The sequence below is a fragment of the Rhodococcus sp. NPDC019647 genome, assembly GCF_044389235.1.
Classification (GTDB): Bacteria; Actinomycetota; Actinomycetes; order Mycobacteriales; family Mycobacteriaceae; genus Rhodococcus_F; species Rhodococcus_F oxybenzonivorans.
Genome location: NZ_JBIRXS010000022.1, coordinates 1 through 22274 on the forward strand (window position 1 = coordinate 1; position 22274 = coordinate 22274).

The 22274-nt window shown below is 66.6% G+C and carries 19 protein-coding genes and 1 pseudogene; 12 read left to right on the forward strand and 8 right to left on the reverse strand.

Features of this window, described 5'->3' with window-relative positions:
- A pseudogene (locus ACH49N_RS28110) lies at positions 1-113 on the reverse strand (citrate synthase); the annotation flags it as partial.
- A 296-nt stretch (positions 114-409) separates the two neighbouring features.
- Here ACH49N_RS28110 and pdxH point away from each other — a divergent pair.
- From pdxH to ACH49N_RS28135, 5 genes are all read left to right on the forward strand, one after another.
- Positions 410-1060, forward strand: a complete 651-nt coding sequence (gene pdxH / locus ACH49N_RS28115; RefSeq protein WP_397504811.1) for a pyridoxamine 5'-phosphate oxidase — start codon at positions 410-412, stop codon at positions 1058-1060.
- Entirely contained in the window at positions 1057-2346 is a 1290-nt protein-coding gene (locus tag ACH49N_RS28120) for an MFS transporter (RefSeq protein WP_358271399.1), read from the forward strand. Before pdxH ends, ACH49N_RS28120 begins: the two co-directional genes overlap by 4 nt.
- Positions 2347-2387: 41 nt before the next feature.
- Positions 2388-3350, forward strand: coding sequence for an aldose 1-epimerase family protein (locus tag ACH49N_RS28125; protein ID WP_250777994.1), 963 nt, complete (start codon positions 2388-2390; stop codon positions 3348-3350).
- A 438-nt stretch (positions 3351-3788) separates the two neighbouring features.
- The gene (locus ACH49N_RS28130) at positions 3789-5084 is read left to right on the forward strand and encodes a citrate synthase (RefSeq protein ID WP_109327430.1); all 1296 of its coding nucleotides are present in this window, start codon (positions 3789-3791) and stop codon (positions 5082-5084) included.
- A 45-nt stretch (positions 5085-5129) separates the two neighbouring features.
- Positions 5130-5492, forward strand: coding sequence for an FKBP-type peptidyl-prolyl cis-trans isomerase (locus ACH49N_RS28135; RefSeq protein WP_109327431.1), 363 nt, complete (start codon positions 5130-5132; stop codon positions 5490-5492).
- A 28-nt stretch (positions 5493-5520) separates the two neighbouring features.
- On the opposite strand, the gene ACH49N_RS28140 is transcribed toward ACH49N_RS28135, so the two are convergent.
- Together ACH49N_RS28140 and ACH49N_RS28145 are read right to left on the reverse strand one after the other, a co-directional pair.
- Entirely contained in the window at positions 5521-6888 is a 1368-nt protein-coding gene (locus ACH49N_RS28140) for a HAMP domain-containing sensor histidine kinase (protein WP_358270896.1), read from the reverse strand.
- A complete protein-coding gene (locus ACH49N_RS28145; RefSeq protein ID WP_358270894.1) occupies positions 6885-7601 on the reverse strand; it encodes a response regulator transcription factor in 717 nt (238 codons plus the stop codon). The genes ACH49N_RS28140 and ACH49N_RS28145 overlap by 4 nt, the downstream gene beginning before the upstream one ends.
- Before the next feature lie 71 nt (positions 7602-7672).
- Between ACH49N_RS28145 and ACH49N_RS28150 the strand changes: the two genes are divergently transcribed.
- Both ACH49N_RS28150 and ACH49N_RS28155 read left to right on the forward strand, forming a co-directional pair.
- Positions 7673-8590 carry a mechanosensitive ion channel family protein gene (locus ACH49N_RS28150; RefSeq protein WP_213573358.1) on the forward strand — a complete coding sequence of 306 codons (918 nt, stop codon included), beginning with the start codon at positions 7673-7675 and terminating at the stop codon, positions 8588-8590.
- A 29-nt stretch (positions 8591-8619) separates the two neighbouring features.
- Entirely contained in the window at positions 8620-9960 is a 1341-nt protein-coding gene (locus ACH49N_RS28155; protein ID WP_358270892.1) for a deoxyribodipyrimidine photo-lyase, read from the forward strand.
- A gap of 21 nt (positions 9961-9981) precedes the next feature.
- Here the strand turns inward: ACH49N_RS28155 and ACH49N_RS28160 are convergent, their stop codons facing one another.
- Positions 9982-11205 (reverse strand): MFS transporter, encoded by a 1224-nt coding sequence (locus ACH49N_RS28160; protein ID WP_358270890.1) that lies wholly within the window; start codon positions 11203-11205, stop codon positions 9982-9984.
- Between the two features lie 92 nt (positions 11206-11297).
- Here ACH49N_RS28160 and ACH49N_RS28165 point away from each other — a divergent pair, with 92 nt between their 5' ends.
- A complete protein-coding gene (locus ACH49N_RS28165; RefSeq protein ID WP_358270888.1) occupies positions 11298-11882 on the forward strand; it encodes a TetR/AcrR family transcriptional regulator in 585 nt (194 codons plus the stop codon).
- A gap of 21 nt (positions 11883-11903) precedes the next feature.
- Here ACH49N_RS28165 and ACH49N_RS28170 read toward each other — a convergent pair whose 3' ends face one another.
- From ACH49N_RS28170 to ACH49N_RS28185, 4 genes are all read right to left on the reverse strand, one after another.
- The gene (locus ACH49N_RS28170; RefSeq protein ID WP_358270886.1) at positions 11904-13823 is read right to left on the reverse strand and encodes a propionyl-CoA synthetase; all 1920 of its coding nucleotides are present in this window, start codon (positions 13821-13823) and stop codon (positions 11904-11906) included.
- Between the two features lie 87 nt (positions 13824-13910).
- Entirely contained in the window at positions 13911-14033 is a 123-nt protein-coding gene (locus ACH49N_RS28175) for a hypothetical protein (protein ID WP_358271442.1), read from the reverse strand.
- Between the two features lie 123 nt (positions 14034-14156).
- Positions 14157-15188, reverse strand: coding sequence for an alpha/beta hydrolase (locus tag ACH49N_RS28180; protein ID WP_397504812.1), 1032 nt, complete (start codon positions 15186-15188; stop codon positions 14157-14159).
- Between the two features lie 213 nt (positions 15189-15401).
- Positions 15402-16901: a carboxyl transferase domain-containing protein gene (locus ACH49N_RS28185; RefSeq protein ID WP_159919901.1), complete on the reverse strand. Its 1500-nt coding sequence runs from the start codon at positions 16899-16901 to the stop codon at positions 15402-15404.
- 177 nt (positions 16902-17078) lie between these two features.
- On the opposite strand from ACH49N_RS28185, the gene ACH49N_RS28190 reads away from it, so the two are divergent.
- Genes ACH49N_RS28190 through ACH49N_RS28205 form a run of 4 tightly spaced genes read left to right on the forward strand, consistent with a single transcriptional unit; the run spans position 17079 to position 22267 of the window.
- Complete coding sequence (locus tag ACH49N_RS28190; protein ID WP_358270884.1) at positions 17079-17906, forward strand: FAD binding domain-containing protein; 828 nt, start codon at positions 17079-17081, stop codon at positions 17904-17906.
- Positions 17903-20626 carry a molybdopterin-dependent oxidoreductase gene (locus ACH49N_RS28195; RefSeq protein WP_358270883.1) on the forward strand — a complete coding sequence of 908 codons (2724 nt, stop codon included), beginning with the start codon at positions 17903-17905 and terminating at the stop codon, positions 20624-20626. Before ACH49N_RS28190 ends, ACH49N_RS28195 begins: the two co-directional genes overlap by 4 nt.
- A 10-nt stretch (positions 20627-20636) precedes the next feature.
- Positions 20637-21608: an antibiotic biosynthesis monooxygenase gene (locus ACH49N_RS28200; protein ID WP_358270881.1), complete on the forward strand. Its 972-nt coding sequence runs from the start codon at positions 20637-20639 to the stop codon at positions 21606-21608.
- A 38-nt stretch (positions 21609-21646) separates the two neighbouring features.
- Positions 21647-22267 (forward strand): PepSY domain-containing protein, encoded by a 621-nt coding sequence (locus ACH49N_RS28205; RefSeq protein WP_397504810.1) that lies wholly within the window; start codon positions 21647-21649, stop codon positions 22265-22267.
- Positions 22268-22274 lie beyond the last annotated feature (7 nt).

Genomic DNA, 22274 nt, shown 5'->3' on the forward strand with positions numbered 1-22274 from the left:
CGGTAGCGCAGGGCGCCGCCGTCCTTGTCGGGTTCAGCGATATCGCTGGTGAAGGCGACCACGCCCTCCAGTCCGCTGACGAAATCCTCCGGTATTGCCGCGCTCGCTGACATAGCTCGTGGACTCTCCTCGTTCGAGTGCCCCCGGTCAGAGCGGCACTGCCTCGGCGTTTCGACAACTGCGCTGATCGTGCATGCGGGATGGGCAGGCACTCGTTCGTCCGCGCAATCGGCCTCCCACCCTCCTGGCGTCGCGCGGTGGAGGCGACGGTTCAGCAAAGGCGGGTTCGGTCCCCAAAACTTTAGCCGGTGTCACCGGGAGGGCAGTCAGTGCATACCCGGGAGTAGCGTTCTCCGCTGTGTCATCAGATGCAGAACAGCCGGGTCCGGCGAACCCCGACCTCGCGACGATGCGCGTCGGTTACGGACATCAGGGCATCGCCGGACGGTCCGAAGAGTCCGATCTGGACGCCGAGCAGCTGAAAGACGGCTGGCTGCCGTTGATGCGTCGCTGGCTCGAGGACGCCGTGGAGGCGGGAATTCCCGAGCCCAATGCGATGACGCTGGGCACCGTCGACGAACACGGCCACCCCTGCACGCGCACCGTTCTCTGCAAGGGCCTGAGCCCGGCCGGAGTGCTGTTCTTCACCAACTACGAGTCGGACAAGGGGAGGCAGCTCGCCGCCGTTCCGTACGCGTCGGTGACCTTCACCTGGGTGCCGATCGCCAAGCAGATCACGGTTCGCGGTCCCGCCGAACGGGTCAGCGCCGAGGTCACCGACGAGTACTGGCACAGCAGGCCGCGGGGGTCGCGGCTCGGTGCGTGGGCGTCGGAGCAGTCGCGGCCGATCGGTTCGCGGGCCGAACTCGATGCTGCGCTCTTGCACGTCGCCGAACGCTTCGGCGTCGACGTCGACATCCCGGTGCGGCCGAATTGGGGTGGGATCCTCATCCGCCCCGAGGTGGTCGAATTCTGGCAGGGCCGGGCCAACCGGATGCACAACCGAATCCGGACTTCGAGGCACGGAGACCGGTGGACCGTCGAACGGCTGCAGCCATGACCGGACAGGTGATCCGGGATCGTCGGCCCCGAAGATTCCTCGCAGATACGACCCCACTCGAGAACAAGGACTACCGGCGCCTGTGGACTGCCGGGATCGTCACCGTCATCGGGGGCCAGCTCAGCGTGGTCGCGGTTCCCCAGCAGGTCTACGAGATCACGCGCAGCTCCGCGTACGTGGGCCTCACGGGAGCGTTCGCCCTGGTACCGCTGATCGTCTTCGGCTTGTGGGGCGGGGCCCTCGCCGACGTCATGGATCGGCGCACCCTGCTGACGATCACCACGGTGGGACTCGGGGTGACCTCGGTTCTCTTCTGGGTACAGGCAGCGCTCGGCCTGAACAACGTGTGGCTGGTACTGGGACTCCTTGCTTTGCAACAGGCGTTCTTCGCCGTCAATCAGCCCACCCGCAGCGCGATCATCCCGCGGCTGATACCGATGGGGCAGCTGGCGGCGGCCAACTCGCTGAACATGACGGTGATGCAGTTCGGCGCGATTGCCGGACCCCTGCTCGCCGGGGTCATGATTCCTGCCGTCGGCCTGTCGACGCTGTATCTCGTCGATTCGATAGCACTGCTGGCCACCCTGTGGGCGGTACTCCGGCTGCCCGCCATCCCACCGGTGGGGGAGTCGCGGCGCGCGGGATTCCGGGAAGTGTTCGACGGCTTCGCCTACCTGGCCACCCAGAAGGTGCTGCTCGCGTCGTTCGTGGTCGACATCATTGCCATGGTCTTCGGGATGCCCCGGGCGCTGTTCCCGCAGATCGCCCACGACACCTTCGGTGACCCTGCAGGCGGCGGTGTCGCCCTCGGTCTACTGTTCGCGGCGATGTCCGTGGGGGCGGTCGCCGGTGGTGTGTTCTCCGGCTGGTTGCCGCGGGTGCGCCGACAGGGACTCGCCGTGATCGTGTGCATCGTGCTGTGGGGGCTGGCGATGCTGGGCTTCGGTCTCGTGGTGGGGGTTGCGTCCCCGGGCTCGCGTCCGGTCCTGTTGTGGGCGGCTCTCGCCTTCCTCGCGTTCGGTGGTGCCGTCGACATGGTGTCCGCGGCGTTCCGCAGCACGATGCTCCAGCAGGTGGCCACCGACGAGATGCGCGGACGGTTGCAGGGTGTGTTCATCGTCGTCGTCGCCGGCGGGCCCCGCATCGGTGACGTCCTGCACGGCGCTGCCGCCGCTGCAGTCGCAACGAGCGTCGCCGCGGCCGGTGGTGGCGTCCTCGTCGTCGTCGGTGTGGTAATCGCCGCAGTGGCATTCCCGGCGCTGGTGCGATACAAGGTCGCCCGTTAGGTTCCTGTGCCCTGTCACAGATTTCGGGCACACTGTGGTGCATGGGTGAACCGCAGTCGTCGGAATCGAAGAGGTCCACAGCGGGCGGAGTGGAGATCCGAGGAGGCGGCTACCGGGCCGAGATCGCAGTCACGGGGGCTGGGCTGCGACGCCTCGAGTGGCACGGCCCGGACGGTCCGCGGGCGCTGACCGAAACGTGGGAGCTCGGTTCCAGACCGCCGTTGTCCGCGGGGTTGATCCTCGCCCCGTGGCCCAACCGGATCCGTGACGGTCATTTTGTCTTCGACGGTATCGAACACCAGCTCGAGATCACGGATACGGAGTTCGGCAACGCCAGTCACGGCTTCGTCCGTCGCCGGGACTGGCGTGTCGTCAGCCGCGCCGAGAACCGTGTGGAGATGTCGATCGATGTGGGACTTCACAAGGGCTGGCCGTATCCGCTGCGGGTGACCGTCGAATATGCTCTCGACGCTTCGGGTCTGACGGTCACACACACCGCCACCAATACCGGGGCAATTCCGGCGCCGTTCGGCTTGGGAATGCACTCGTACGTCCGCGTCGGCGACGTTCCCCTCGACGAATGCACGCTCCGCCTGTCCGCAGGCACCCGGTTGCCGCTCGACGACCGCCGGTTGCCGAACGGTGGTTCGCAGGCTGTTGCGGGCAGCGACTACGACTTCACCAGTCCCCGCCCCCTCGCCGGGGTGTCGCTCGACACGCCGTTCAGCGCGTTGGACGTCGACCCGGACGGTAGGTCCCGGCACGAACTGCGTGCCCCGGACGGCACCGGAACCATGTTGTGGGCTAGCCGCGAGTTCGGCTGGCTGCAGGCTTTCATCGCCGATCCGGCGGACGGCAAGCCCTACCCGGGCCGGGGACGGGCGCTGGCCCTCGAACCGATGACCTGTCCACCGGATTCGTTCAACTCCGGCATCGACCAGTTGGTGCTCGCTCCCGGGCAGCATTGGTCCGGCAGGTGGGGCATGACCGCAGTGGGTTCCTGACGGTCCGGTCCGCGGCGACATATGTCCACAGAGTGAGACGGTGTAACACCGCCGGTGCATCGCTCGATAAGTTCCGCGGGGGTTCTTCTGTTGCCGTGTCCGGGTTCGGTCGAGGGCAGTATTACTACGGCAGGTCTCCTCACCGCTTTCCTGGCGTGATTGTGCGTTTGCGCATCGTCGACGCCATCGATGCAGGTAACGCCGCCTCTTCTCGCTCCGGCGGCCACCGGCCGTTCATCTCGGCAGCTCGCACCGCACGAAATGTCTCATCCTCGCGGCGGTACTCCGCTCGTCGCCACCATCGTCTCGCCGCATTCGGCGGCGGGGGCGGGTTGCGGCCTTTCCGTGGACCCTCCTGCAGCGTGCGGGCTGGAGTGGGACTAGTTTCTACCTGAATGAAGTTGTTACTCATTGGTTTGAGCTTGAGAGGGATGCTTCGTGCCTGACAATGACACAAAGCCCACGCTTACCTACCCTGGTGGTGAGCACACGATGTCCATTGCCAGGGCAACCGAGGGCAATGACGGTATCGAACTGGGCAAGCTGCTGGCCAGCACCGGGTACACCACCCTGGACCCGGGTTTCGTCAATACCGCCTCCACCAGCTCCGCGATCACCTATATCGACGGTGAGCACGGGATTCTCCGCTACCGCGGTTACCCGATCGAGCAGCTGGCCGGAAAGTCGACGTTCATCGAGGTCAGCTACCTGCTGATCTACGGCGAGCTGCCGACCGCAACGCAGCTCGAGTCGTTCACCGACCGGATTCGCCGGCACACGCTGCTGCACGAAGACCTCAAGAGGTTCTTCGACGGGTTCCCCCGCAACGCGCACCCGATGCCTGTTCTCTCCAGTGCTGTGAACGCGCTCTCGGCCTACTACCAGGACTCCCTGGATCCGGCCGACCCCGAGCAGGTCGAACTGTCGACCATCCGCCTTCTGGCGAAGCTGCCCACCATCGCGGCATATGCGTACAAGAAGTCCGTCGGACAGCCGTTCCTGTACCCGGACAACTCGCTGAACCTTGTCGAGAACTTCCTTCGGATGACGTTCGGCTTCCCCGCGGAGCCGTACGAGATCGACCCGGAGATCGCCAAGGCACTCGACATGCTGCTGATCCTGCACGCCGACCACGAGCAGAACTGCTCGACGTCGACGGTGCGCCTCGTCGGATCGTCGGACGCGAACCTCTTCACCTCCATCTCCGGCGGCATCAACGCACTCTGGGGCCCGCTGCACGGCGGCGCAAACCAGGCGGTCCTCGAGATGCTCGACGAGATCAAGGCCAGCGGCAGCAACGCAGGCGATTTCGTCCGCAAGGTCAAGAACAAGGAAGACGGCGTGAAGCTCATGGGCTTCGGGCACCGCGTCTACCGCAATTACGATCCGCGTGCGGCCATCGTGAAGCAGACCGCGCACACCATTCTCGACAAACTCGGTGGCGACGACGAACTGCTCGACATCGCGATGGCACTGGAAGAGGCGGCGCTCACCGACGACTACTTCGTCGAGCGCAAGCTGTACCCCAACGTCGACTTCTACACCGGCCTCATCTACCGCGCCATGGGCTTCCCCACGCGCATGTTCACCGTCTTGTTCGCCATGGGCCGGTTGCCCGGGTGGATTGCACACTGGCGGGAGATGCACGAGGATCCCGCTACGAAGATCGGCCGTCCGCGCCAGATCTACACCGGCTACACCGAGCGTGACTACAAGGACGTCACAAGCCGCTGATCTGCGACCTGTGCCGAACCAGACAGCCCTCACCGAGGAGGACACATGACTAAGCCCGAGATCGAGTTCCAGGAGGGACCCGCCCCGACCGACCTGGTCATCAAGGATCTGGTGGTCGGCGAAGGCGCCGAGGCCGTTCCGGGGGGCACCGTCGACGTGCACTATGTCGGCGTCGAGTTCGAGTCCGGCGAGGAGTTCGACTCTTCGTGGAGTCGCGGGGAGTCCATCCAGTTCCCGCTGCGCGGTCTCATCAAAGGCTGGCAGGACGGCATCCCCGGCATGAAGGTCGGCGGACGTCGTCAGCTCACCATCCCGCCGGAGCTGGCCTACGGCCCGGCCGGCGCCGGACACCAGCTGTCCGGCAAGACCCTGGTGTTCGTGATCGATCTGCTGGACGCCAAGGAATAGTTTTCGGCTTCACGTCACAAGTCCCGCTTCACCTCGGTGAGGCGGGACTTGTCGCATTCTGCGCCGGAAGGTGCGGCATCGGATGTGCGTCGGCCGAGTGCAGCTCCACGACCAACCGGGCGCCACCGAGCGGGCTGTCCTCGAAGTGCGCCCGCCCGCCGTGCAGCGCTGCCTGTTGAGCAACGAGCGCGAGGCCGAGTCCCGATCCGCTGCTGGTGGCGTTGGTGCCCCGGTGGAAGCGCTCGAACACCTGAGTCCGCTCGGCGTCCGGTACGCCGGAACCGTTGTCGTCGACGGTGATGACGGTGGCGTCGTCCACGGCTCTCAGCGTGATCCGGACCGCTGTCGCACCCCCGTGCCGGACGGCGTTGGTGATCGCATTGTCCAGTGTCAGCCGCAGTCCGCCGGGCATCCCGCGGACCGTCAGCGGAACGGCGTCGACGGTGACCTGCAGTCCGGGATGGTGCCGCATCGCATCGTCGGCCGCCAGATCGCAGATGTCGACGAGGTCGCAGTCTACGAAGTCCTGGTCGGTGGACAATTCTCCGCGGGCCAGCCGCTCCAGATCCGAGAGGGTCGATTCCACCCGGCCCTGTGCGCGAATCAGATCGCGAAAAATTTCGTTCTGCTGCGCGGACGTCAGCTGATGCGTGGTGAGCACCTCGAGGTCGGTGCGCATCGCGGTGAGCGGCGTGCGCAGTTCGTGGGCGGACACGGCGGCGAAGTCACGCGCGGTGGCCAGGGCGGCGGTGGTCGCGTCCTGCGCTTCGGCGACATCGCGCAACATCGACTCCGCCGCGGAGGCAAGTTCGTCTGCCTCGCGCACCCCTGAGGACGCGGGCGTCAACTCGGGGTCGCGGCGAACGATGCGGCCGGTGAGGTCGACCAGGGGTCGAACCGCCCGGCCACCGAACAACCAGCCGAGGCCACTGGCTGCGGCCACGGCCAGGACGCCGACGAGGGCCACCTGGCGCTGCTGTTCGGCGGTGACGTCCTGGGCCTCCGAGTACGGGACGGCGAGTGAGATCCGGGTCCCCAGGAAGGGCGTCGTCGCCGTGAATGCCCGATACTTCGTGCCGTTGACGTCGACGGACTGCCACCCCGGTTCGAGCGGTGGCAGCCGGGTGGGGGTACTCACCAGAACGGTGTCGCCGCCCGCGGACCGGATGGTGATCGCGAAGGCGCCCTTGTCGCCCAGCGCGCCGAGGAACAGTCCCGCTGTCGCCGCGTTGGGAACCAGCACGTCGGACGCCGTCTCGAGCCGGCGATCGAGTTGGGACAAGTTGTTCCTGTTGATCGCGAGCGCCACCAGAATGCCCAACGCCACGACGATGATGGTCGCCCCGAGCGCCGTGGCCGCCGCGACACGGGTCCGGAGGGAGAACGAGCGCTTCACGACGGCTCCCGCAACACGAACCCCACGCCACGCACGGTGTGCAGGATGCGCGGTTGGCCCTCGGTTTCGAACTTGCGCCGCAGATACCCGACGAAAACGTCCACCACATTGGTGTCGGCCACGAAGTCGTATCCCCACACCAGTTCCAGTAGTCGTTCGCGGCTCAGGACGATGCCGACATTGCGGGCGAGGACCTCGAGCAGTTCGAACTCCCGCTTGGTCAGGGTTATTTCGTGGCCTGCGAGGAAGACTCGGCGCGCCGAGACGAATATCTCGAGAGCCCCGACGCGGATCGGTGGAGCCGCGGGGGCATCGGCTGCGGGGGGCGTGGTCGCACCGCGCCGCCGGAGCATGGCCCGGATCCGGGCGATCAACTCCGCCAGGACGAACGGTTTGACCAGGTAGTCGTCCGCTCCCGACTCCAGCCCGGAGATGCGGTCGTCGACGGTGTCGCGGGCACTGAGTACACAGATCGGGATGTCGTTGTTCATTGCGCGGAGCGCGGTCACGACACCGGTTCCGTCGATGACGGGCATGTTCATGTCGAGGACCATCGCGTCCGGGCGTCGCTCGCTGACCACACGGAGGGCGTCGGCTCCGTCGACTGCGGTGAGAACGGTGAATCCGGACAGGCGCAGACCACGTTCGAGCGAAGTCCGCACGTCCTCGTCGTCGTCGACGACGAGAACACTGGCTGAGTCGGTGGCGGTCACTCCTGCATTGTGCCGTGAGGAGGGGGTGGATGGCGGTGGTCCGGTCGTGTCCGTCCGTACACTCGGGTGCGATGTTTTCTTCGCTACTGGCATTCGAACTGACCGAAACCAACCGTGACTGGCTGATTCGCCGCCCTGCCGAGATCGCGATCTACGTCGTTCTCGCGCTGGCCCTGCGGTTCACCCTGCATCGGCTCATCGACCGGATGACCCGGCAGCGGACTGCCACCGACAAACCGGCGATGCTTCGCCCTCTGCGTGAGCGAGCGCCGAGAGGCATCAAGGAAGCGATGGCGAACGAACGCCGAGCGCAGCGTGCCACGACGATCGGGTCGGTACTCAAATCCGCGGTGTCGATCGTCGTCCTCATCTGGGGTGTGTTGCAGATCCTGGGAATTCTGGGGGTGAACGTCGCCCCGTTCATCGCGTCCGCCGGTGTGATCGGTCTCGCACTGGGATTCGGTGCGCAGAACCTCGTCCGCGACTTTCTGTCGGGCATGTTCATGCTGCTCGAGGATCAGTACGGCGTTGGCGACGTGGTCGATCTCGGTGAGGCCGTGGGAACCGTGGAGACGGTGGGCTTGCGGGTCACCACGATCCGCGACGTCAACGGCACGCTGTGGTATTGCCGCAACGGTGAAATCGTCCGGGTCGGCAACATGAGTCAGGGGTACGCGGTGGCGGTGGTGGATCTGCCGATCGCGCATGCGGCCAACGTTCAGCGGGCATGTGAGGTGGCCCTCGACGCCATCCTGGAGGCGTCGCGAAGTGACGCGATCGAGGCCGACGTGCTCGAAACGCCCGAGATGCTGGGTGTCAATGCCGTGACCGCCGAATCGGTGACGTTGCGCATCACCGCCCGCACCAAGCCGGGACGGCAGTGGGCGGTGCAGCGCACGTTCGCGCGGGCGGCTCTCGCGGCGTTCGAGAAGTACGACATCGATGCGCCGTACCTGTCGATCGTGTCCGCGGCCCGCATGGACGCCTGACGGCGTTGCATTTCAGTACCGTGGCAGGCATGGACACGGCACTGGTCTGGTTCCGGCGCGACCTCAGGCTCGGCGATCTTCCGACTCTGCACACCGTCGCCGAGGCGGGGGCTCGCGCGCTCGGCCTGTTCGTGCTCGACGACAAGCTGCTCCACCCCGCGGGCGGCCCGCGCCGGGATTTTCTCTACCGCAGCCTGACTGCGCTCGACGACCAACTCGAGGGGCGGCTGCTGGTAGTGCACGGCAATCCTGCCGACGTGGTCCCAGCGGTTGCCGAGGCGGTGTCGGCGGGTGAGGTTCACGTGAGCGCCGACTTCGGTCCCTACGGCCGCGAGCGGGATGCTGCGGTTGCCGAGCGGATCGAACTGGTGCCCACCGGATCGCCCTATGCCGTGGCGCCGGGGAGGGTCACCAAGGCGGACGGCGAACCGTATCGCGTGTTCACGCCGTACTTCAGGCAATGGCTCGACCACGGGTGGCGTGCGCCGATCGACACCGGTGCCGCGACGGTCGACTGGATCGAACCGGATGACGTCCCCGTCCGGCGGGCAGCAATTCCCCAGCCGGAGTCCGAGGGCGTGGCCGCGGGCGAGTCCGAGGCTTTGCGAAGGTGGGCGGAGTTCCTGGAGGACGAACTCGACTCCTACGACGATGCCCGCAACCGTCCCGACCTCGACGCGACGAGCCGCATGTCGGTGTACCTGAAGTACGGCAACATCCATCCCCGCACCATGCTCCGCGATCTTTCACGCCGCCGTGGTAAGGGGGTCGAAGCGTACCGGCGTCAGTTGGCCTGGCGAGATTTCTACGCCGACATCCTTTTTCAACGCCCAGACAGTGCGCGCGGCAATTACGACCGCAAGTTCGACGCGATCCGACTCGATTCCGGTCCCGACGCCGACGAGGCGTTCGCCGCGTGGTGCGAGGGAAGAACCGGGTTCCCGATCGTCGATGCGGGAATGCGTCAGCTCCGAGCCGAGGCGTGGATGCACAACCGGGTGCGGATGATCGTCGCGTCGTTCCTGGTGAAAGACCTGCACCTGCCGTGGTGGCGTGGAGCGCGCTACTTCATGGACCGCCTGGTCGACGGCGATCTGGCAAATAATCAGCACGGCTGGCAGTGGACGGCGGGAACGGGCACCGATCCCTCCCCGTACTTCCGGGTGTTCAACCCGATCACCCAGGGTGAGAAGTTCGATCCCGACGGCTCCTACGTGCGCAAGTGGGTGCCGGAGCTTCGCGGTATCCCGGGCCGCGCCGTCCATTCGCTGAAAGCCCTTCGGCCCGAGGGCTATCCGGAGCCTATCGTCGATCACGGCCTCGCGCGGCAGGAGTCCCTCGCCCGCTACGGCGAAATCAAGGCCCCGTGAGTACTTGTTAACAGTGGGCGGTTAAGAAGTACTCACAGGCGCTGGGCGCACAAGGAGGCCGAGGAAGGCGGCCCCGGCGAGCAGGATGACGAGTCCGCCGTAGAGGCGGGTGGTGTCGACCAATCCCACCTCGCCGACCAGGTAGCCGGCGAGGAGCGCCGGGACACTGTTGGCCAGGTAGGCGATCACGTAGATGGTCGAGAGTAGACCCGCCCGCTCATGGGGCGCGGCCAGAGGCATCACGGTATGGATTGTGCCCTGGAAGCCGGCACCGAAACCGACCCCCGCGATGGCTGTTCCTGCCAGGACGATTGCTGCCGAGGATGTTTCGGCGCCGACGAGTGTGACGGCCACACCGGCGATCAGTGCAGAGGTGCCGACGAGCAGCACTCGCCGCGCCGCCACGTTGCGGAGTACGAAGACGGCGATCGCCCCGGTTCCCGTCAGGGTCGCCACCATGATGGCGCCGATCAACGAGGTGTGGACGTCCAAGGCGCTGCGGGCGAGTGAGGGGCCGAGCGACAAGTAGAAACCGCCGAGTGCCCATACGGCGATCAGGCACGGCCCGGTGAGCATGAGCATGCCGAGAGCGGGGGACGGTACCGCGAGCGTCGGGCGCATCGAGGCCAGCGCGCCCTGCTGCCGCACGGCAGTTTCCGGTGCTGCCCAGATGCCCAGGAGCTCGAGGACGAAGAGTGCGAGGAAGACGAGGAACACGGTGCTGGTGGGACGCGGAAGGTGCTCGCTGATCAGACTCGATCCGATGGCGCCGACCGCGAGACCCACCGTAGGCGCGATGCTGTTGACGGTGGAACCGCGGCCGGGTCTGCGCTCGAGGTCGATGAGGGTCGATCCGAGCGCGCTGATCGCGGCTCCGGTCGCAAAGCCTTGCACGACCCGGGCTGCCAGGAGAAGCCCGAGGCTCTCGGCTGAGGCGAACATGGCCATCGCGACCGCCTCGAAGGCCAGCGCGGTGACGAGCACGGGGCGTCGGCCGATGTAGTCCGAGAGAGAACCGACGGTGAGCAGGGCCAAGAGCAGACTTACGGCATAGATCCCGAAGACGAGGGTGGATTGCAGGGACGAGAAGCCCCAGTGGCTCTGGTAGAGCTCGTAGAGGGGTGTCGGTGCCGCTGACGCTCCGAGCAGGGTGGCGATGACCACGGCGACAAGCGTGAACGCAGCGCCGCGGCCGAGTGTGGGTCGCGACTTTGGTGGAGCAACGGGTGCGGCAAGGGTCGTCATGCGGTACTCCCAGCTTTAAAGCAAAGCGTTTGCATTTATGAACGTACGCCGCCGCCATTCTTAATGCAAAGATTTCGCGTTAGTATGGGTTCATGAGCCCGGTCACAGGTCCACGCCCCGGTGGGCGCAGCGCCCGCATCCAGCAAGCGGTGCATGCGTCCACGCGCAAGCTGCTCGCCGAGCGCGAGCGAGCGGACATCACCGTCCCGATGATCGCGGCCGACGCCGGCGTCACCCCGTCCACCATCTACCGGCGCTGGGGCGACATCACCGAGGTATTCGCCGACGTGGCGATCGAGAGGCTGCGGCCCGAGACACCCCCGCGGGAGACCGGCAGTGTGCGCGGTGACCTCGTGGCGTGGGCTCAGGAGTATCTGGAGGAGATGTCCTCGCCGGTGGGCCGGGCCGCGCTGCGCGACATCGTGATGAGTGGTGACATGGGCCGCCCCGACAACGGCACCAACCAGTACAAGTGCGCGGCATTCTGCCGGAGTCAGATCAACGCCATCCTGGAACGGGAGCACCGTTTTTCGGGGACGCCAAGTGCCGCCGAGGGCGTGATCGACCACGTCGTCGCGCCGATCGTCTATCGCATACTGTTCGATCAGGATCCGCTCGCGGAGGACCGTATCGAGGCACTCGTCGATTCCGCTCTCGATGCGGTCGTTCACGCCTGACGCGCGCCTTTCCTGGAGACGTCAGTCCCGCAGCTGCTGCTCGAGCGCCTCGAGCACGGCGACATCCTCGATGGTGGAGGGCACGGTATAGGGCTCGTGGTCGGCGATCTGACGCATCGTCTTACGCAGTATCTTGCCCGAGCGCGTCTTCGGCAGGGCTCCCACGACGGTGACGTCCCGGAACGTTGCGACCGCGCCGATCTGCTCGCGCACCATCGCAACCAATTCGGCGCGCAACGTTTCCGGGTCGATCTCGACACCGGCCTTGAGGACCACATAGCCGCTGGGCCGCTGTCCCTTCAGCTCGTCGCGGATCCCGACCACCGCGCACTCGGCCACGGCCGGATGCCCCGCGACCACGGCTTCCATGCTGCCGGTCGACAGCCGATGGCCGGCCACATTGATGACGTCGTCGCTGCGGCCGAGAACGAAGACGTACCCGTCCTCGTCGATGTATCCGGAGTCACCGGTGAGGTAGTAGCCGTCGAAGGTGGCGAGGTAGGACTTCACGAAGCGGTCCGGGTCGCGCCACAGTCCGGTCAGGGTTCCGGGCGGGAGGGGAAGTCCGATCACGATATTGCCTTCGGTGCCTGCCGGAACGACGTGCCCCTCACTGTCGACCACCTCGACGCGATAACCCGGCACGGGCACGGTGGGGGAGCCGGCTTTGACGGGCATGGGTTCGAGCCCGCGCAGATTGGCGCAGATGGCCCAGCCCGTTTCCGTCTGCCACCAGTGGTCGACTACCGGGAGGTCGAGAACGCGGGTGGCCCACGCATAGGTGTCGGGGTCGAGGCGCTCGCCGGCGGCGAACAGCGTCTTCAACGACGAAATATCGTACTTGGCAATCTCTTTCGCTTCGGGGTCGGCCTTGCGGACTGCCCGGATCGCGGTCGGGGCGGTGAACAGTGCGGCTACCCCGTGGTCGGAAATCACCCGCCAGAACGCCCCGGCGTCGGGGGTGCCCACCGGTTTGCCCTCGTAGAGCACCGAGGTTGCACCGGCCAGCAAGGGGCCGTAGACGATGTACGAGTGACCGACCACCCACCCCACGTCGGAGGCGGTCCACCACACGTCACCGGGGCCGATGTCGTAGACGTTGGTCATCGACCAGGTCAGGGCCACCGCGTGTCCGCCGTTGTCCCGGACCACGCCCTTCGGCTTACCCGTGGTTCCGGACGTGTAGAGGATGTACAGCGGATCCGTGGCAGCGACGGGAACCGGCTGAGCGGGCGAGGCATCGGCGGCGAGGGCGTCCCAGTCGAACCAGGAGGCTCCGTCGTCGCGGTAGTCGGCGGCCGATCCCGGTACCTGCTCGCGATTCTTGACGATCACCGTATGCGGTGGAGTACTCGACAATTCGAGCGCCTTCGCCACCATCGGCAGGTATTCGACGGTGCGCCCCGGCTCGAGACCGCCCGATGCCGTGACCAGCACAACCGGTCCGGCGTCGTCGATCCGTGTCGCCAGCTCCTTGGCGGCGAAACCTCCGAACACCACCGAGTGGACGGCACCGATGCGTGCGCAGGCGAGCATCGCGACGGCGGCCTCGGGAATCATCGGCATGTAGACGATCACCCGGTCGCCGGCCACCACGCCCTGTGCGGCGAGGACGCCGGCGAACCGTGACACTTCGTCGAGCAGCTGTGTGTACGTGTATGTGCGGGAGGCCTCGGGTGCCATTGCCGAGTCGTAGATCAGGGCGTCCTGGTCACCTCGCCCGTCCCGCACGTGCCGGTCGAGAGCGTTGAAGCAGGTGTTCAGCCGTGCGTCCGGGAACCAGCGATACATCGGGGCGGACGAATCGTCGAGGGCGCGCGTCGGTTCCTCGACCCACTCGACTGCCGTTGCGGCCGCCAGCCAGAACTCCTCGGGACGTTCGACGCTGTCGCGGTAGACGTCTGCGTACGTACGTCCGGCGCTCGCTGTCGGGGAGCTCATCGATGTTCGTCCTCTCGCCGTTCACCTTGTGACGTGAAACACCCTATGCGATGGCGGGTGGACGTCGGTGGACGGCGCGGCGCGGGGTCAGTCCATACCGCGCCAACCCACGACATCGGGGTCGTCGTCGGCTGGAGGTTCGGGATCCCGCCATTCTTCCGCGCGCGTGGGTTTGTTGCCGCGGATCATTCCTTCTGTCACGTGCTTCATTTCGTCGTCCTGCCGAGGTCCGTGTTTGGCGCTCGCGCGTTCCATATGCTCGTCCTTCCTCTCGGTCCGCGCCGGGTACCCGACGGGACGAGAGGCGAAACGGGAGACCCGCCGGATCCGGCGCTAGATGCCGAGCGAGGACGCGATCATCGGCCAGGAATTGTGCAGGTCGTCCTGCCAGTAGCCCCACGAGTGGGTGCCGGTGGGATGGAAGTCGAACGTGGCGGGGATTCCCAGTGAGTTCAGCCGGTCGGCCAGCCGGTAGGTGCACTGGTTGGTCCCCGCTTCGATGATTCCGCCGACGATCACCTGGTTGGCCAGGACTCCTACGTCCCCGTTGACGTCCGGACCGTTCAGTGTGTCGTGGTGGCCGGGCAGGCCGGTACCGTTGCTGATGTAGAGGTCGATGCCCCGCAGCTTTTCGGCGTTGACGACGGGATCGTTGGCCACCCAGTCCGGATCGCCCGGGGGTCCCCACATGTTCTCGACGTCTCCGCCGCGGGCGCTGACGACGAAGGTGACGTAATCTCGGCCGGGCTGGATGCTCGTCTCGGCGCACCCGCTGTAGGAGCCGACCGCCCGATACAGAGAGGGGGCGTGCTGGGCGAGACTCAGCACCGATGTGCCCGACATCGACAGTCCTGCAATGGCATTCTCACCGGTCGTTCCCAGTGTGGCGTCGACGATCGGGGGAAGTTCCTCGGTGAGGAAGGTGGTCCATTTGTTGAGGCCGAGGGCGGGATCTGGCTTCTGCCAGTCGGTGTAGTAACTGAACGCGCCGCCGACGGGGGTGACGACATTGACGTTCTTGTCGGCGAAGAAGCCGACCACGTCAGTCTTGGCCTTCCAGGTTGCCGAGTCCTGCCCGCCACCGGCGCCGTTGAGTAGGTACAAGGTAGGGCGGGGGACGCTGGTATCTGCGGGACGAATCACCTCGAGGAGAATCACTTTCTCCATCGCCGCCGAGTAGACGTACATGTTCAGTTGACGGCCGTCGATCTCCTCGATGCGGTCGAGAACAGATCCGTCCGCCGAGGCCGGCTTGTCGGTGGGAAGAGTTCGCCATTCGTCAGCCGACGCCACGGCCACCTGACCGAACAGACTCGACGCGGCGACGACGGCGACAATCAGGAGAGCCCGACAGTGTCCGATCATCGGGAGAGCCCGACAGTGTCCGATCATCGGGTGCGCCCGACAGTGTCCGATCATCGGGTGCGCCCGACGGTGTCCGATCGCGCTCATGGCCGCTCCTCGTGCTCGACTGCACCGCCCGACTACCGTTGGATCCTGATTCCCTCTCACGGTAACGGGGAAACATTCCTCTCGGCGGCCGAAACGGAAGACCCGATCTTCGGTGGAAACGGAATGCTAGCCGTTCGGCAGGCCGAGGTTCCGGTAGCGGGCCAGCCGCGCCGCGAATCGCTCGGCGTCGGGCGCAGCGGTGAGCGTGCGCAGTTCACGGGAAATGGCCTCGCCGACCCGCTTCGAGAAGTCGACGGGTTCGTCGGCGGCGTCGGGTCGCTCGGGAATGATCGCGTCGATGACGCCGTCGCGCAGCAGGTCGAGGGAACGGATGCCCTGTGCGGCCGCCATCTCGGGGGCGTGCGTGGTGTCGCGGTGGACGATGGCACTGGCACCTTCCGGAGGCAGCGGCGCCAGCCAGCCGTTCTGTGCGGCGAGGACACGGTCCGCGGGAAGGAACGCCAGCGCCCCGCCGCCGGTGCCCTGTCCCAGCAGAACCGAGACGGTCGGAGTCTTCAGCGTCACCAGATCGGAGATGCAGCGCGCAATTTCCGGTGCCAGTCCGCGTTCCTCCGCCTCTTTCGACAGCGCCGCGCCGAGGGTGTCGATGACGAGGACCAGTGGTATCTGCAACTCCTCCGCGAGACGCATGCCCCGACGGGCCTCGCGCAGGGCGGCCGGTCCCATGGTGTTGAGCGCGGACTGTCCGGCGCGGTCCTGACCCAGGAGAACACAGGGGGCACCGCGGAACCGCGCCAGCGACAACAACACAGTGCCCTCGGTTTCCCCCTGCCCCGTTCCACTGAGCGGGACCTGCTCCGTGGCCGCGTGCCGGAGGAGGTGACGGATACCGGGACGGTCGGCGCGCCGCGAGAGCATCACCGACTGCCAGGCAGGGACGTCGGGAATCTCGACGTCCGGGATCTCGGCGGTGACCGTCGGTGTGGCAGGAGGGTCGATCAGCACGCGCAGGGCGCGATGCACCAGGAGCCGTAGCCGACTGGCGGGGACCACGCCGTCGATGACACCGTTGCGGTACAGGTTTTCCGACGTCTGCACGCCGTCGGGGAACTTCTCGCCGTAGAGCGCCGCGTAGACGCGGGGACCGAGGAACCCGACCAGCGCACCGGGTTCGGCCACGGTGATGTGCCCGAGTGAACCCCAGGACGCGAAAACTCCGCCGGTGGTGGGATTGCGCAAATACACCAGATACGGCAGGTGCGCCGCCTTGTGGGTCGCCACAGCCGCGGCGATCTTGACCATCTGCACGAAGGCGACGGTGCCCTCCTGCATCCGCGTGCCCCCGGACGTGGGGGAGGCGAGCAGGGGCAGCCCCTCGCGGGTGGCGCGCTCGATGGCGCTGACGATGCGTTCGGCCGCCGCCACTCCGATCGAACCCGCGAGGAACGCGAACTCGCAGGCGATCACCGCGACCCGGCGCCCACGAACCGTGCCGACTCCGGTGAGCACCGATTCGTCGACGCCCGACTTCTCGGTGGCCTTCATCAGGTCCGTTCCGTACTTGTCGTCGGGCCGCACGTCCACCGGGGTGGTGTCCCAGGAGACGTAACTGCCCTGATCCAACACCAATTCGAGGACGTCGTGGGCGGAGATCTTGGCGGCCATGGCCCTGAGAGTAGCGGTACGTCCGCAGGGAGCGATGCCTGCTACGGCGGGTGACGGCAGTCCATTCAGGGGGAACAGCGCAAACAGCGCCGACACACCGTCGCCGGTGTCTAGAGTCGAAGACGTCGATGCAGGTTGGGCATGAGAACGACAACTTCCCCCGAGGGGAGCAGTCCCATGGATCTCCACACTGTCACGGACGTCGTTCGACGACCATCCGACAGGCCGGGGGAGGCGTGGCGTGACGGCGACGCCTGGCTGGCCGGGGGCACGTGGTTGTTCTCCGTCCCGCAGCCCGACGTCCGCCGCCTCGTCGACATCACCACTCTCGGCTGGGACGCGCTGGTGGCCGGTGACGCCGGCCTGGAGATCGGTGCCACGTGCACGATCCGGGAGCTTTATGCGCTGGAGCCGCCGGGCGACTGGCTCGCCGGCCCGTTGCTGGCCACGAGTTGCGAGGCGTTTCTGGCGTCGTTCAAGGTATGGAATTCGGCGACAGTCGGCGGCAACATCTGCATGTCACTGCCTGCCGGCCCGATGATCACGCTGACCGTCGCGCTGGAGGCGACCTACACGCTCTGGAATGCCGACGGATCCGAACGCACCGTCGACGCCGCCGACTTCGTGACGGGAGATCACCGGAACATCCTCGCGCCGGGTGACATCCTGCGGCGCATCGACATTCCGGTGAGTGCCTTGCGTAAGCGTCACACCCACCGCCGTTTCACCCTCACGCAGTTGGGTCGTTCCACAATCTTCCTGATCGCCACGCAGTCGCCCGGAACCGAAGACTTGCTGCTCACCCTGACTGCGGGCACCACCCGTCCGGTGCGCCTGTCGTTCCACTCCATGCCCGACGCCGACGCGCTGCGCCGCAGCATCGACGACCTACCCGCCGATGTGTGGTTCGACGATCCGAACGGCACTCCCGACCACCGCCGTCACCTGGCGAAACACTTCGCCGAAGAGATTCGCAGTGAACTGGTACCGGGAGAACTGTCATGACGTACACCGTGAACGGCAAGACGTTCGACGAACAACCCGAGCCGGGCCAGTGCCTCCGCACCTTCGTGCGCGCACTGGGCCATCACGGTGTGAAGAAGGGATGCGACGCGGGTGATTGCGGCGCGTGCACGGTATGGCTCGACGGCGTCCCTGTGCACAGCTGCATCACCCCTGCATTCCGGGCCGACAGCCACGAGGTAACCACCATCGAGGGGCTGGGCTCACCCGATAACCTGCACGCGGTGCAGCGCTGCTTCCGCGATGCGCCGGGCTTCCAGTGCGGTTTCTGCACTGCCGGCATGATCATGACCTCGGCGACGTTCACGGACGCGCAGAAGGCGGATCTGCCTCGCGCGCTGAAAGGTAACCTCTGCCGTTGCACCGGGTACCGGGCGATCGAAGACGCGATCAACGGTGTCACCGAGATCGAGGAAGCGCTGCCGGGCAAGGCCGTCGGCACCAGTGTGGGGGCGCCCGCAGCCACCGACGTGGTGACGGGCCGCGCCGAGTTCACCATGGACACCGAGATCGAGGGCATGCTGCAGCTGAAGGTGCTGCACTCCCCGCACGCCCATGCGCGCATCGTCTCCGTCGACAAGACCGCGGCGCTCGCCGTTCCCGGGGTGCTGCGGGTCTACACGTGGCAGGACGTGCCCCGGAAGAGGTTCACCACGGCAATCCACACCGATCACCTCGTCGACCCCGACGACACCTACATCCTCGACGACACCGTGCGGTTCGCCGGGCAGCGGGTGGTCGCGGTACTCGCCGACTCCGTCGCCGCCGCCGAGGAGGGATGCCGGAAGGTGGTGGTCGAATACGACGTGCTGCCTGCGGTGTTCGACCCGGAGGAAGCGATGGCGGACGGGGCGCCTCGGCTGCACGGCTCGGACGACCCCTTCGTACGGGATCCCGACCACAACATCCTCCTCGAACTCCACGGGAACATCGGTGACCTCGAGGCGGGGCTGGCCGAGGCCGACGTGATCCACGAGGGCACCTACTTCTCCCCGCGCGTACAGCACGCGCATCTCGAGACGCACGGGTCGATCGCATGGATGGCGGACGGCCGGCTGCACGTGCGCACCAGCTCGCAGTCGCCGTCCATCGCCAAGGTCAAGCTGGCCCATCTCTTCGACCTGCGTCCCGATCAGCTGCGTGTGTTCTGCAAGCGTGTCGGTGGCGGTTTCGGTGGCAAGCAGGAGGTGATCACCGAGGACCTGGTGGCGCTCGCCGCCCTCGACACCGGGCGTCCGGTCTGCTTCGAGTACACCCGGGAGGAGGAGTTCACGACGGCGTCGCCGCGGCACCCGATGACGTTGACGATCACCTTGGGAGCGCGGGCCGACGGCACGCTCACCGCGTTCGGGGTGCGCAACGTGTCGAACACGGGGGCCTACGGCAATCACGGGGGCGAGACCCTGTTCGCGGCCGGAGCCGCCATCTCGATGTACCGGTGCCGCAACAAGAAGTTCGACGCGTACTCCGTCTACACGAACACGGTGCCGAGTGGTGCGCTGCGCGGGTACGGCATGACTCAGCCGGCGTTCGCGGTGGAGTCCGCGATGCACGAACTCGCGGTCGCCCTCGACATCGATCCGCTGGAACTGCGCAGACGCAACATCGTGCGCCCCAGGGATTCTCTCGTGGCTATCGACGACCGGCCGGACGACGTCGCCTTCACCGAGGACGGCCTCGGCCAGTGCATCGACCTCGTCGACGCTGCCCTCTCACGCAGTGCGGACGGGAAGGCGCTCGGTGACCACTGGCTGATCGGCACGGGTACCGCCAGTTCGGTGCACGAGACCGCCCCGCCCACGGAACACATCTCGGAGGCGTGGCTGACACTCGGCGACGACTGTGTCTACGAATTAGCTATCGGCACGGTCGAATTCGGGGAGGGAACGTCCACCGCGCACGTGCAGATCGCCGCCAACCAGCTCGGCACCACACCTGCGCGGGTGCGGCTCGTGCAGTCCGACACCGACCGGACGGGTTTCGACACAGGAGCGTTCGCGAGTGCGGGCCTGTTCGTCGCCGGCAACGCCGTGCTGCGGGCATCCGACGCCCTGCGCGACCGCATCCTGGCCTTCGCTGCCGCATACACCCGGGCCGATCTGTCCGAGTGCTCGATGGACGACGACGGCGTCGTCTGTGGTGGCGTCCGGGTTTCGCTCGGCGAACTCCTCGATGCGGCACACCGACGCGGCATCCGCTTCACCGCGGCGCGTAAGGCGTACGGCTCGCCGCGCAGCGTGGTGTCGAATACCCACGGCTTCCGTATCGCCGTTCACCGGATCACGGGCGAGGTCCGCATCCTCTACAGCGTTCATGCCACCGACGCCGGCGTCGTTATCAACCCGGCCCAGGTGCGCGGCCAGATCGAGGGCGGCGTGGCCCAGGGCATCGGGTTCGCGCTGACCGAGAACTACCACGTCGACCACACCGGCACGATGATCAACCCGAGCCTGCGGAACTACCGCATCCCCACGTACGCCGACGTCCCGCGCACGGAGGTGTTGCTGGTCGACTCGACGGATTCTGTCGGCCCGATGCGGTCCAAAGGCATGGCGGAGTGCTGTATCAACCCGGTGGCGCCGGCGTTGGCCAATGCCCTGCACAACGCGACCGGTGTGCGCTACCGGGAGTTGCCACTGACACCCGAGCGCATCTACCGACGGCTCGGGGAGTCGACGAGCGTTGTGACGGCGCAGGCGTAGGGCGGCGGCGATGCGCGCGGAACGGATCGACAGCGGCGCCGCGACGGTGATCATCGGTCAGAAGGTCCGCGCCGGTTGCGAGCAGGCCTTCGAGACGTGGCAAGAGGACATGAATGCCGCCGCCTCGGATTACGCCGGGTTCCTGGGCGCCGAGATCACCGCACCGACCGACGTGCAACCCGACTGGGTGGTGGTCTACCGCTTCGATTCCATCGCTCACGTGCAGGCCTGGATCAACAGCGCCACCCGGCAGGAGCACCTCGACGCGGGGCAGCGGTACGTCGACGGTCCCGCCACCCAGCAGGTCCTCGGCGGGGACACCCGACCCCACGACCCGCTCGTGACCGTCGTGGTGTCACATCGCGTCGCGCCCGGCAAAGTCACCGCCTTCCTCGAATGGCAGGAGCGACTGTGCCTGGAAGAGAGCAGGTTCGAGGGCTTCCGGGGCAGCGAACTCTTCCGTCCCGTGGAGGGCGTGCAGGACGAGTGGACCGCGCTGTACCGCTACGACACCGCGGCGCACCTCGACACCTGGCTCACCTCGAAGAAGCGGCGGGAGCTGCTGGCAGAGGGCGAAGAGTTCTCCGACTTCGAGTTACGCACCGTCGACAACTCCTTCGGCAGTTGGTTCGCGTTCGACGAGAATGGCAAGGAGGCCCCGCCGCCGTCGGAGACCAAAACCTCCATCGCTGTCTGGGTCGGCCTGTATCCCACCGTCGTGCTGCTCACGCTTGCGCTCTCGCCGTTGCGGATGCCGCTGTGGCTCGGAATGCTCGTCGGCAATCTGCTGTCCAGCTTCACCATGAGTTTCTTGACGATGCCCCACTACGTGAACCCGCTCCTGGGGCGGTGGCTGCGGCCCCCGGCGGGTGCGTCGAGGGTGAAGACCAACGTCAGAGGGATCGCGCTCGTCGCAGCCGCCAATGTGTTCTGGGTGCTCGTCTTCTTTCTGGTGACCACCCAGTTCTGGACGCTGCCCTGACAGCAGCGCCCCCGACACCGTCAACGGAAGGATCGATGATGACCGCGAAAACCGTTCGAGGTACGAGCCTGACCGCCCTTGCCATGGCATCGGCACTGCTCCTGGGAGGTTGTGGCTCGGACAGCGCTGACGACTCCGGTTCGCAGACAAGTGCCACGGCAGCCACCACCACGACGGATTCGGCAACCACGACTGGCGCCGGCACCTCGCCCAGCGGGACGGCGGCCTCGACGGCGGTGGGCAAGCAACAGGCCGAACAGATCGCTCTGGCGACGGTGCCCGGAGGCACGGTCGCCTCGTCCGAAGAGGTGAAGCGGGACGGTAAGACGGTGTGGCACGTGCATATTCGCGATGGCAGAGGCTGGGACTACGACGTGAACGTCGACGCTGCCAACGGCACAGTCGTATCCGAGGATCAGGACCGGGACAACGACGACACTGCGACGACACCCACCGTGCCGGCCGCGCCGCAGCCGGTCACCCAGCAGCAGGCGGAGCAGACGGCTCTGGCTACGGTGCCCGGGGGCACGGTGGCCTCGTCCGAGGAACAGCAGCGGGACGGTAAAACGGTGTGGCACGTGCATATTCGAGACGGTAGGGGCTGGGACTACGACGTGAACGTCGATGCCGCCACCGGCGTGGTGGTCCCCGACAACTGACGGACGA